Below are 10199 nucleotides of genomic sequence, written 5' to 3' on the forward strand. Positions count from 1 at the left end.
CGACGCATTGCTCATGTCCTCAAGCCCCCGGGTGTACTGATCACAGGGGTGACAACTTTCCTGAAACCGGGGGCTGCTGAACCTGCCACAACAAGGAATCCACGCGCTCTCGACGCTCAGCAGAAGAGGCGATGTCTACAATAAGTTCCGTCGCTTTTGCCCCGTGAGTTAACAGTCTCCAATCTTTAATCGCAACCGAAAATGATGCATTTGCTTTGGACAAATCCCGTCACGACTGCGTAGATGATCAGTGCCAGGAAAACACGAACAAATCGCAAAGTTTGATTCTTAAAATCTTACGAAATGCTTGCATGCTTTGAACTTGAGTTCCTCCAGGGGTTGCTTATTGTTTATCATGCTTGGGGCGCTTTTGAGGATTGGTTTGTACTGATTGATAGCACTCCAGTAACCAATGGGGACTTTTGGATTTAGGCAGACAATCAGCGCATCTTCGCCGACTCTCCGTTGATTGATTAAATCTGTAATAACTGGTTTGTAAGAAACAATGACATAGAAGGGATCAAAAGCGATCTGGAGGATCGTGCCAGGAACTTTTTGCTTTTTCTCCAATACATCATCGCCATACATCTTCGAACAGTAGAAATTATCCATGCTTTTCCCGCATGCTTGAAACTGTAGTCTTGCGGACTGATGGTTTGCCTCCTTATTCTTCAATTCAGCGAATAATGCACCCTTGTAAATTGGCGTTAGCCTGACTGATGACTTTTCGATGGTCACATGCTCACCTTTTTCGTTTATAACCGATACATTATTCCCGCTTGCAGGGGAGGTGATTGCCACATTGATCGCTAACGCGTTAATTGCCACTAGCAGTCGCTTTGATCGCATTAATTGCTTTATTTGCATTGTAAGAACTAGTTAAACGCCTTTTTTGAAGATAGCATCTTTTGGAGGCGTGACCTGGCACGATCACAAAGCGGTGGAGAGTTCCGCAAATCACTGGAGCGGATTTGGAAAAAGGAACAGCGGCAGAGGTAGCAGCGCAATGGTTGCGGGTCTATCTGGAGCAGGGAGGAGGAAGCACTAAGGCACCCAAGGAGGCATAAGTCCCCAACTCGCTCTCACAGTCCTGAATGTCCGCCAGCAGATCCCCCTGTCAAGCGACACTGAAAACTGAGCCACTTCCGACATCGAAAACTGAGCCACCCCTGGGCTTTTGCGGGGTGTCGTTATCGGAGTGATTCCACGTTGGCGGCGACGGAAGTTTTTTTGCTTGTTCATGGTTTCGTGGCTGGTTACTGGGTTGTTTCTGTCGTGGGTGCAGGCGGTGTTGTTCTTGCTGTTTCCCTCAGTTCTCCTTGGTAGGCATCGGCGGCGAGGAGCCAACCGCCTGAGTGCGGAACAGCCCGGACCTGCGCTTCTCCCTGAGCCGGTAGCTATCGCCGCGGATCGTCACCACATGGCTGTGATGTAGCAACCGGTCGAGGATCGCGGCGGCTACCACCTGGTCGCCAAACACTTCGTCCCACTCCTCCACCGGCCGGTTGGAGCTGATCAGCACGCTGCCCTGCTCGTAGCGGCGTGAGATCAGCTGGAAGAACAGGTGCCCTGCCGCCGGCTCCAACGGCAGATAGCCCAGCTCATCGATGATCAGCAGTTTTGACTTGGTGTACTGCGCCAGCCGCACTTCCAGCGTGCCCTGCTGCTGACCTTTGACCAGCGAACCGAGTAGCTCCATCGCCGTGGTGAACTGCACGGTGTAGCCCCGGGAGACCGCCTCTCGGCCGAGGGCCACCTCCAGGTGGGTCTTGCCCACACCGGGCGGACCCAGCAGCACAACGTTGTCGCCATTGGCGACCCAGCGGCAGGTGGCCAGATCGCGGATCTTGCCTGGATCAATCGAGGGCTGCGCCTCAAACTCAAATCCCTCCAGAGTGCGCACTAAAGGGAACCGGGCGATGGTCATGGCCATCGACAACCGCCGCTGCTCCTTGCTGGCCACCTCAGCTGCGCAGAGCCAGGCCAAGGTTTCGCGCAGATTTAGCTGCCGGCGTGCCGCTTCCTCCAGCAGAGCGTCGAGCTGCTCGCGGATTGCCCCCAGCCGCAGCCGGATGAGCATTCCATCGAGTTCCTCCACCATCCGTGCGATGTCGGTTGGCTCAGCTGTGGGGAGGCCGGTGGCTACTGCCGCTGTTGTAGCTGGCTTGCTGCGTGCCATCAGCCCACCTCCGCTATGGCGGCTGCGTAGTCGCTCAGGGGCCGGGCCAGCGCGGAGCGCCGCACCGCATCTAGCAGCACCACCTCAGCGACGGCGCCGTTGCCGCTCTGGGCTGCATCGATCGCCCGCTGAGGAACCAGGCCGGCCCAATGGCCGGCGATCACCTGACGAGAGCGCTGGTTGGCGATTTGGCGGGAATGACGCGCCACGATGCAGCCCGCTTGGCGGATCACCACCTGCTGGTTGCGGATCTGCACCGTGACGTTTTGGCTCACCAGGGCCGCCGGCACGCTGTACCAGTTGCCTTCCACTTGCACGCAGCAGTCCCTGGCGACACGACGGCTGAATTCCTGCTCCGCCAGGTACGACGGCTTGCCGTTCAACGGCAGCAGCGCTGCTGCCTCCTCCCTCTGAAACCTCTCCAGCGGTCGCTCACCGGTGGTGCCATGGATGCGCACGTCGGCGATCTCGCGGTTCCACCACTCCAGATGGCTTTCCATTTGGCCCCAGGTGTCAAAGCGGTGACCGGCCAGTCCGCCACGTTTCACATAGCCGACCCCGCGCTCGTCCTTGCCTTTTGTCTGCGGTCGGTGCGGCCAGCAGGCTTTAGGTGTGAACCCCCAGTGGCGTGCAAAGGCAGCAAAGGTGGGGTTGATCACCAGCTCGCCCGTTCTGGGGTTGTTGAGCGTGACCAGCGCCTTGGCGTTGTCGACCAGCACCTGCTCAGGCACACCGTCCCAGGAGCGGAACGCTTCCTCCAGCGACTGCAGCCAATGGCGTTGCTGCTGGTGGCGAAACACCCGCACCACCTGCCGGCGCGAGTAGCCGAGGGTCAGTACACAGATGTGCACTTTGGTGCGCACCCCGCCAATCTCTACCCACAGCTCACCAAAGTCAGCCTGCAGCTGTTTGCCTGGCCGGGTTTCGTAGCGCACCGTTGCTTGACGGCTCTGGCGCAGCGCTTCTCGCCACGTCTGCACCGCTCGCTCGACGGTGCGCAGGCTCACCCCGATTCCCTTCTGTTTCAGCAGCTCCTGCCGCACCACCTCGGCGTTGCCGTGGTGCTGTACTCCTTCGGAGAAGGCTTCGCCTACAAACTGCTGCTGCAGCCACTGGCGATGCTCATCAAGTCGCCCTGGACGGTTGAGGGTGCTGTACGGCTGCCACTCATCGAGCCGCAGGTAGCGATCCAGCGTGTTGCGGGACATCCCCAGCTCCGCCGCAATCCGCCGCCTGCTCCAACCGCGCTCTAGCAGCTGGCGCATCACCAGCACCTCCTCCGGCGTCTGCATCGCACCTTCCAGGTCGATCAAACCCCGTGATGCATGGCCCTGCCCACTCAAGGCAACGCCAAAGCCCACACCCGCCGTTGACGGCACTGCCTTAGCCCGCTCCGGCTCGAGCGGAACAAGAACAACCCCAGGTGAATTGCTCGATGGATCGTCTGAAAAGTGGCTCAGTTTTCGTGTCGCCTCTGGCTCAGTTTTCGATGTCGCCTGACAAAGGCTTACACTCTGAAGTAGTTGATTGACATGTCATGCGGATTTAGCATATTATAAAACAACTGCAAAATTCACAATATTTACCGGCCCCGAACTACTCGCCAAGCTCAAGGAGCTAGGCGATGTCTCCAAATCCGAGTTGGTGCGCGAATGCGGTTACTTGAGCGCCAAAAAAGATGGCAGCGAGCGCCTCAACTTCACCGCTTTCTATGAGGCCCTGCTAAATGCCAAGGGAGTGAACCTTGGCACCGACAGCGCCGGGCGGAGCACTGGTAAAGGTGGCCGCAAGCTGAGCTACACCACTAAGATCCAGTTCAACGGCAATCTCATGGTGGGCAAGGCCTACACAGCCATGCTCGACCTCAAGCCAGGCGATGAGTTCGAGATCAAGCTGGGCAAAAAGCAGATCAAGCTGATCCCTTTGGGCAGCGCAGAAGAGGAGTGAGCAGCCGCCAGCTGTGATTTCTTGCACAGTGAAAGCAGGCGCCAGAGAGTTAGGTGCCGGCATGAGCGCCTGCACTCCCTTGCCCGGCCGCTCCAGAGAATCCCCCGCTCACCCCGGGGGTTTTATGTTGCTGGATTTTTGAGCAACTCTGCGCAGCCTCTTGGCCTGCCAATTCCGTCAGCGCGGCAACGGGCACAGCAAAGGCCCTGGCATACGGCAGGTGCGCCAGCCCCCCTTAGTGGTGGATACCTCCACGCCGATCAGTGCAGCGGGGTGGTTGCTTTCAGTGATCGGTTCAACCCAGGCAATGGCATCAGCGATCGCGTCATCAAGGCTGCTGTATTGGGCGTCGAGCTCGCGGTGCGGCTCACAGCCACCATCAATAAGGCGGTAGCAACGCTCTGCCCCTTTGCTAGTTGAAATCTGCATCCGCTTTCTCTTTTGGTTCTGCCGGGCGCACCTAGCGGTGCGACCCAGCTCATCACCATGGCCACCCAGCAAACCACTTGGTTGTATCGAGGGGAACACTTTGATCAGTCGTTACAGCCAGCCCCGGTAAGCACTGCGCTGCTTGCGGGCACTGGCCTTAGAGCGAGCAGACCCGAACTGGGGACTGATGCCATTACGGCGGCGTCTTACCCAGCTGCCCTGGCGAATCAGGCGGCTATCGGCAGCATTGGCCTGCTGTTGGGGGGAGCGGCCATTGCAAGGGTGGGGCCGCCACCTTGAACGCGATCGGGCTTCTGGTTTCACGGCCTGGGCCGCAGCACCAGCCAAACAATCAGCAGGATGCTGCCGGTGCTCACCGCCGTAAAGATCCAGTCGGCGTAGGGCGTCCAGGGCATTGCTCCAGATTGGCAGAGGTATTGATCGGGAGCAGGGCGGAGGAATGCAAAACCGCCGTCCCCAGTCAGCACGCGAGACCACCGAGGCGATGGTGCGCAACATCGACCGCGAGCTATCTGTGGCCCCCTTTGGGGTCTCTCGGCCCCTTTCATCACTCACTGGCAGCGCCCAGCTGGTGGATCAGCAGCCTCTGCGGACGATCAGCTCGACGTGATCGACCAGCTCCACAGCCCGCTGTTGCCAGTCGCTGCGGTCCAGCTCCATCGGCTCTGGCTCAGCGTCGTAACGGAACTGGACGGCAAAGACGGTGAACGCTTCTAAAGCCAGAAAGGGCTCGACATCCCCGCCCGCATCCGCGACCCGTTCCAGCAAGGCCGTGAGGTTATGGATCAGCGGTGGCTCCTCGCCAAGGCTGAACAACCAGGCCTTCAGGGCTTTTTCCACGGCCTGCTGAATCTGAAAGCCCCAGCTGGATTCATCGATGGACGGGATCTGCAGAACCTCTGCTGCCTTGAGATCGCGGCGAGCGATCCGCAGCAGGGCCTGGGCCTCAGGGTTGGCCATGCAGCAGCCGTCCTTCTCGGTAGGCCCTCGCGATCACGTGGCTGAGCCAATGCCGCCGTTCTGCCACCTGGCTCTGGGAATAGAGCAGGAGGTCAATGGGGATTCGGTGGTGCGCGAGCCGGCGCCAGAGCTTGCCGAGGGTGTCAAAGCGGTTGTTCTGCAGCAACCAGCTGTCGCTGGCGGTGATCAGCAGATCGATGTCGGAATCCGCGCGCGCATCGCCCCGGGCATGGGAGCCAAACAACAGCACATCAGCGCCAGGAATCTCATCCCGGATTTCAGCCGCCATCTGCTGCAGCTGGGTTTCGCTGATCGTGGCGGCTGGAGCTGTGGTCATGGCAATACCTAGACCCTAAGGATGCCGCGGTCTTTGCGAAAAACACAAGTCGCAGCTCCAATGGTGATCGACCTAGCCATAACAACAGGCAGCTTCTGGTCTCCTGCTAACGACTCCCCTCCACCCACTAGCGCCTGCTCGAGCTTTCTGGGCTCCATCACTGCCTCGCACCGATAGGACCGCTTAGAGCCAGCTGCGGTAACGGCTGCGCTGGCGTCTTGCCACTGTTCGTGCAGCAGCAGTGCCGAACTGGGGGCTGCTGCCGTCCTTGCGGCGACGCACCCAGGCACCTTTGCGGATCAAGCGACGGTCGGCCGCATTGGCCTGGCGGGCTGAGAGGAGGGTGCCGTAACCCGCCTTATGGCGGGCATGGGCTCTAGTGCGGGCCTGAGCAGCTGTGGCAGCCGGCACCACGGTGGCTGTCGAGCGGCGGCTCCAGAACACCAGGTAGTAGCGGCTGGCCATTTGCTGAACGGCTGTGCTCAGCGACGTGGGCTGCGGCCCTTGGTGACAAAGCCAGCCCTATAGAGCTCACTGGCACTCATCGTCTGGGGGTTGAGCACCTCGCCAAACCCACCGCCAGCTACCGCACCAGCTCCCACCCCTGTTGCGTTGCCCAGTCCACCGGCGCCAATGGCACCTGTACCCATGGCACCACGCTGTTGAAACAGGAAGCCGTAGACGGGGTGGATACGCAGCTGATCGAGGAAGTCAGCGGTGCTTAGTGGTCGCCCGTCATCCCCCAGCAACGGCTGGCCCTGGCTGTCGAGTGGTTCGAGCACATCACTCCCGTCCTTACCGGCGCTTAGGCGAAAGCTCTCCCCCAGCTGACCCTTAAAGACATCAAAGAAGGTGCCGCGCCCGTCGCCGCCGGTTCGGCCTTCTGCTTCTGAAAAAGCGCGCTCCAGCAGCCGTTCCTTGCGCAAGGCCAGCACAAGGGCTTGGGCGCCATCACGTTCGGCAGCCACGGTTGCCACCTTTTTGGCGGAGGCTTCTTCCATCTGCCGTTCGCGCAGCTCCACCTGCTGCTCCAGCAGTTGCTTTTGCCGTTCTGCCTCCTGCAGGCGTGAGTATTCCTCCGGGTTGATCTCAGAGAAGCGGGTCAGCTGCTGCCGTACACCACGCAGTTCTTTTTCAAGGTTGTTGCTGCGGCGCCGTTCAGCCTTAACGGCTTCGCTTAGGCCGTCCTTTCATTGAGGGGCTGGCTAATGGGCGCTGGGGCCAGGATCGCTTGCAGCTAGCGAATAGATATCGCTGCTGCCAGGCCGTGCTTCAGCCTCACCCCCGTCGTTGGGGTCGTCGGCGTAGGTGTGCGGCTCAAGTTGGTCGTTGCCCTCACCCGCGCTGCGGGCAGTGTTGGTGCTGGAGGCTGTGGTGCTGGTGGCCATGACCCTTCTCGGCTGTCAGTGGAATCGGCAGCCCATCGCGGCGCTGTCAATACCTCTTGCCGAGGCCAATACGTCGTTGGCTCAAGAGGGTTGCCGACTACGTGCTTCCAAGCTGCGAATGGCGTCCAGAACACCGTGCAAGGCTTCCTGGTAGATCAGCAGCACCTGCTCAGCATCCAAATCGAAGTACTGGTGCGCAATGACATCGCGGAATCCCATGGCGCCCTTCCAATCGATCTCAGGGAAGCTGGCCGCCAGAAGTCCTGGGCGGAGTTTCTCTAATCGCTTTAGAGCTTCCCCGGCTGCCTAGAACTGCATGCAGATCACATCGAGTAGGCCCTGGCCTGTCGCAGTGGCGTCAGCAGTAAAAGCAGATCACCATTCACGCGCTGATGCCCTCTTTGAGGATCGCCGCTCGTAGCGCCGGGTTCATGCGCTCTCGCAAGCGCACCAGGTCAACAGGGCGCTGCAGCAGCTGCTCCAGCTCTTCTTTGAGGTGCACCGTCGCGAAGGGTGTGAGCGGGTCAAGTTCCACCCAGACATCCACATCACTGTTTGCGGTGGCTTGGTTGCGAACCGTGGAGCCAAACAGGCCGATGCGTTGCAACTGATATCGCTGCCGCCACTCGCTCTGGCGCCCGCGCAGAAGCGAAAGGAGCTCCTGAAGGTCGAGTGCTGGTTGGGCGATCGAGCTGGTCATGGAACCAGTTGCATCAAGCCAGTATCGACTAGTTCGGCCGCGCAGTCAGCTCTGCTGCCCCCTAAGGCCCTAGCTAGCAAGTCTTTCGGGAAAATCGATCCTGAAAGTGGTGGCCATGAGAGTCATCAGGCAACCGCAGATATCAGCAACATGCCCAACTACTTGGCGTCAGTGGTGTTGTTGAAGTGGGCGAGGTAGAGATGAAATTCGTGGGCTCCCATCGTCTACGGCGACCACCTGATCACTCATCCCCTGCGATTTCATGTTGCTGGCAGCGGCTGCAGAGCCCATGGATTTCAAAGGTGTGGAACAGCGGCCTGAAACCCTGCAGCAAAACCGCACCCAGCCCCAAGCTGCCACTGCTGATCGGGCAAAGGGGGAGAGCCTGGATAAGACCGCACTGCACACAGGTGAGATGGTGTTCATCCCGATCCACCGGCGCATAGACGGCCTCGCCGCTGGGGAGCTTGCGGCAGCGCACTAATCCGGCTTGCTGCAGTTGTTTGAGAACCCTGTAAACGGTTGCCAGGCCGGTGCTGTGCCGCGTTGCTCTCAAGCGTTGGTGCAGTTCCTGGGCGCTGAGCTCGCCGTCCGTCTGCTGGAGCAGCTGGAGCAGGGGCTGCTGCCTGGGAAAAGAAGTCGCGGAAGCCATTGGGGTCGATCCGGGCGGCTGCCTTTGCTAGAACGACAACCATTCTCACTCTTGGGCCCGACCCAGCCTGGCCATGGCCTTCTCCAGCCCCGTTCCCGCCGCCGAGCGCCTGCCAGTGACCGTGCTCACCGGTTACCTCGGTGCCGGCAAGACGACCCTGCTCAACCGGATCCTCACCCACGAGCACGGCCTCAAGGTGGCGGTGATCGTCAACGAGTTCGGCGAGGTGGGCATCGACAACCAGCTGGTAGTTGATACCGATGAGGAGATCTTCGAGATGAACAACGGCTGCATCTGCTGCACCGTGCGCGGCGATCTGATTCGGATCATCGGCAACCTGATGAAGCGGCGTGATCGCTTCGATCACCTGGTGATTGAAACCACCGGCCTGGCCGATCCGGCCCCGGTGATTCAAACGTTCTTTGTCGATGAAGACCTGCGCGATGAGCTGCGGCTGGATGCGGTGGTCACCCTGGTGGATCTCAAGCACGTTGAGCTGCATTGGGATACGGAGGAGGTGCAGGAGCAGCTGGCCTTCGCCGAGGTGCTGGTGCTCAACAAGGCCGATCTGGTGAGCGACAGCGAGCGCGCCGCGATCGAGCGGCGGGTGCGCGCCATCAACCCCATGGCTCGCCTGCTCACCAGCCACAACGCCGATGTGCCGATGCAGGAGCTGTTGGGCGTTCAGGCCTTCGAGCTGGAGCGTGCCCTAAGCCTCGATCCAGGCTTTTTGGTGGACGAGCACGCCCATGAGCATGACGATGCTGTGGGTTCTGTGGCCCTAGTGGAGGAGCGGCCCATGGACATGGAGAAGTTGGGCAGCTGGATCTCGGAGCTGGTGAGCAGCCGCGGGCCGGATTTGTTCCGCATGAAGGGCATCATCCAGCTCGCTGGCAAGGATGAGCGCTATGTGCTCCAGTCGGTCCACATGCTGGTTGATGGCGATTTCGATCGCCCCTGGAAAGCCGGTGAGCGGCGCCAAAGCGAATTTGTAATCATCGGCCGCGATCTCGATGCTGAGGCCCTGCGAGCGAGCTTCCTGGCGTGTGTGGCCTGAGTAGGCGATGGCTCAGGCAACCCTGGTGAGCGAACGGCTCTGCGGTGATCTGCAGCAGCCAATCTCGGCGATGGCCTGGTCGGTTGATGGTGAGTTTCTAGCCATCACCAGCACCGGTGGTGAATTGCTGCTGCTCGATTTCCGCGCCGGCTGTGAGGAGCTGCTGCGGGGCGACCATGACAGCAGCCTTGACGTGGTCGGTTTCAGCGGCAATGGCCAGTTCCTGATGGCCGCAGGTCAGGCCGGCGAGCTGCTGCTCTGGGAGCTGGGTGGCACCGGGGTGCGGCCGCTGGCCATGGATCCCATCCCCCTTGGCAGTGGCTGGATCGATGCGGCGGCCTGGCAGCCTGGTGGCTTACTGCTGGCAGTGGCGGCCGGGCGCGAGCTGCGGCTCTGGGATGGGGCCAACCGCCAATGGCGTGAGCCACCGTTGCCGTTGCCCGGCACGATCCAGACCCTGGCCTGGAGCGCCGATGGGGTACAGCTAGCGGCCAGTTGCCACGGTGAAGTGGTGCTGTGGCAGCCGTGT

14 protein-coding genes and 1 pseudogene are annotated in these 10199 nt (G+C 60.4%); 3 read left to right on the forward strand and 12 right to left on the reverse strand.

Going from position 1 to position 10199, the window contains the following annotated elements; all coding sequences use genetic code 11:
• Window positions 1-288: 288 nt before the first annotated feature.
• The 3 genes from KBY71_RS12965 to istA form a co-directional block, all read right to left on the reverse strand.
• Entirely contained in the window at window positions 289-828 is a 540-nt protein-coding gene (locus tag KBY71_RS12965; RefSeq protein ID WP_254929312.1) for a hypothetical protein, read from the reverse strand.
• A 481-nt stretch (window positions 829-1309) separates the two neighbouring features.
• Window positions 1310-2179 carry an IS21-like element helper ATPase IstB gene (istB, locus tag KBY71_RS12970; protein WP_315858563.1) on the reverse strand — a complete coding sequence of 290 codons (870 nt, stop codon included), beginning with the start codon at window positions 2177-2179 and terminating at the stop codon, window positions 1310-1312.
• Window positions 2179-3492, reverse strand: coding sequence for an IS21 family transposase (gene istA, locus KBY71_RS12975; protein ID WP_254929313.1), 1314 nt, complete (start codon window positions 3490-3492; stop codon window positions 2179-2181). The genes istB and istA overlap by 1 nt, the downstream gene beginning before the upstream one ends.
• A 265-nt stretch (window positions 3493-3757) precedes the next feature.
• On the opposite strand from istA, the gene KBY71_RS12980 reads away from it, so the two are divergent.
• On the forward strand, window positions 3758-4126 hold the full coding sequence (locus KBY71_RS12980) for an AbrB family transcriptional regulator (RefSeq protein ID WP_254929325.1): 369 nt from the start codon (window positions 3758-3760) through the stop codon (window positions 4124-4126).
• Between the two features lie 177 nt (window positions 4127-4303).
• Here KBY71_RS12980 and KBY71_RS12985 read toward each other — a convergent pair whose 3' ends face one another.
• The 9 genes and pseudogenes from KBY71_RS12985 to KBY71_RS13025 all read right to left on the reverse strand — a co-directional run bounded on the left by KBY71_RS12985 (window position 4304) and on the right by KBY71_RS13025 (window position 8613).
• A complete protein-coding gene (locus tag KBY71_RS12985) occupies window positions 4304-4555 on the reverse strand; it encodes a hypothetical protein (protein ID WP_254929314.1) in 252 nt (83 codons plus the stop codon).
• A 597-nt stretch (window positions 4556-5152) separates the two neighbouring features.
• Window positions 5153-5536, reverse strand: a complete 384-nt coding sequence (locus KBY71_RS12990; RefSeq protein WP_254929315.1) for a HEPN domain-containing protein — start codon at window positions 5534-5536, stop codon at window positions 5153-5155.
• The gene (locus KBY71_RS12995; protein WP_254929316.1) at window positions 5523-5873 is read right to left on the reverse strand and encodes a nucleotidyltransferase domain-containing protein; all 351 of its coding nucleotides are present in this window, start codon (window positions 5871-5873) and stop codon (window positions 5523-5525) included. The genes KBY71_RS12990 and KBY71_RS12995 overlap by 14 nt, the downstream gene beginning before the upstream one ends.
• Before the next feature lie 183 nt (window positions 5874-6056).
• Window positions 6057-6338: a hypothetical protein gene (locus KBY71_RS13000; RefSeq protein WP_254929317.1), complete on the reverse strand. Its 282-nt coding sequence runs from the start codon at window positions 6336-6338 to the stop codon at window positions 6057-6059.
• Between the two features lie 17 nt (window positions 6339-6355).
• Window positions 6356-6841: a hypothetical protein gene (locus tag KBY71_RS13005; protein WP_254929318.1), complete on the reverse strand. Its 486-nt coding sequence runs from the start codon at window positions 6839-6841 to the stop codon at window positions 6356-6358.
• 237 nt (window positions 6842-7078) lie between these two features.
• Window positions 7079-7261: a hypothetical protein gene (locus KBY71_RS13010; RefSeq protein WP_254929319.1), complete on the reverse strand. Its 183-nt coding sequence runs from the start codon at window positions 7259-7261 to the stop codon at window positions 7079-7081.
• Window positions 7262-7342: 81 nt separating this feature from the next.
• Window positions 7343-7528, reverse strand: a pseudogene (locus tag KBY71_RS13015) (DUF86 domain-containing protein); the annotation flags it as partial.
• A gap of 115 nt (window positions 7529-7643) precedes the next feature.
• On the reverse strand, window positions 7644-7961 hold the full coding sequence (locus KBY71_RS13020; protein WP_254929320.1) for a nucleotidyltransferase family protein: 318 nt from the start codon (window positions 7959-7961) through the stop codon (window positions 7644-7646).
• A 241-nt stretch (window positions 7962-8202) separates the two neighbouring features.
• Window positions 8203-8613: a Fur family transcriptional regulator gene (locus tag KBY71_RS13025; RefSeq protein WP_254929321.1), complete on the reverse strand. Its 411-nt coding sequence runs from the start codon at window positions 8611-8613 to the stop codon at window positions 8203-8205.
• Window positions 8614-8686: 73 nt separating this feature from the next.
• On the opposite strand from KBY71_RS13025, the gene KBY71_RS13030 reads away from it, so the two are divergent.
• Both KBY71_RS13030 and KBY71_RS13035 read left to right on the forward strand, forming a co-directional pair.
• Window positions 8687-9670 carry a GTP-binding protein gene (locus KBY71_RS13030; protein ID WP_254929322.1) on the forward strand — a complete coding sequence of 328 codons (984 nt, stop codon included), beginning with the start codon at window positions 8687-8689 and terminating at the stop codon, window positions 9668-9670.
• A gap of 7 nt (window positions 9671-9677) precedes the next feature.
• Window positions 9678-10199, forward strand: a 522-nt coding sequence (locus tag KBY71_RS13035) for a WD40 repeat domain-containing protein (RefSeq protein ID WP_254929323.1), incomplete at its 3' end; no start/stop codon positions are given.

It is taken from the genome of Cyanobium sp. T1B-Tous (genome assembly GCF_024345475.1).
In the GTDB taxonomy this organism is placed as follows: Bacteria; Cyanobacteriota; Cyanobacteriia; order PCC-6307; family Cyanobiaceae; genus Cyanobium_A.

Coding starts and splice junctions, on each gene's coding strand:
- KBY71_RS13000 (WP_254929317.1), bottom strand. CDS start 6,338: ATGGCCAGCCGCTACTACCTGGTGTTCTGGAGCCGCCGCTCGACAGCC.
- KBY71_RS12995 (WP_254929316.1), bottom strand. CDS start 5,873: ATGACCACAGCTCCAGCCGCCACGATCAGCGAAACCCAGCTGCAGCAG.
- istB (WP_315858563.1), bottom strand. CDS start 2,179: ATGGCACGCAGCAAGCCAGCTACAACAGCGGCAGTAGCCACCGGCCTC.
- KBY71_RS13030 (WP_254929322.1), top strand. CDS start 8,687: ATGGCCTTCTCCAGCCCCGTTCCCGCCGCCGAGCGCCTGCCAGTGACC.
- KBY71_RS12990 (WP_254929315.1), bottom strand. CDS start 5,536: ATGGCCAACCCTGAGGCCCAGGCCCTGCTGCGGATCGCTCGCCGCGAT.
- KBY71_RS13010 (WP_254929319.1), bottom strand. CDS start 7,261: ATGGCCACCAGCACCACAGCCTCCAGCACCAACACTGCCCGCAGCGCG.
- KBY71_RS12985 (WP_254929314.1), bottom strand. CDS start 4,555: ATGCAGATTTCAACTAGCAAAGGGGCAGAGCGTTGCTACCGCCTTATT.
- KBY71_RS13025 (WP_254929321.1), bottom strand. CDS start 8,613: ATGGCTTCCGCGACTTCTTTTCCCAGGCAGCAGCCCCTGCTCCAGCTG.
- KBY71_RS13020 (WP_254929320.1), bottom strand. CDS start 7,961: ATGACCAGCTCGATCGCCCAACCAGCACTCGACCTTCAGGAGCTCCTT.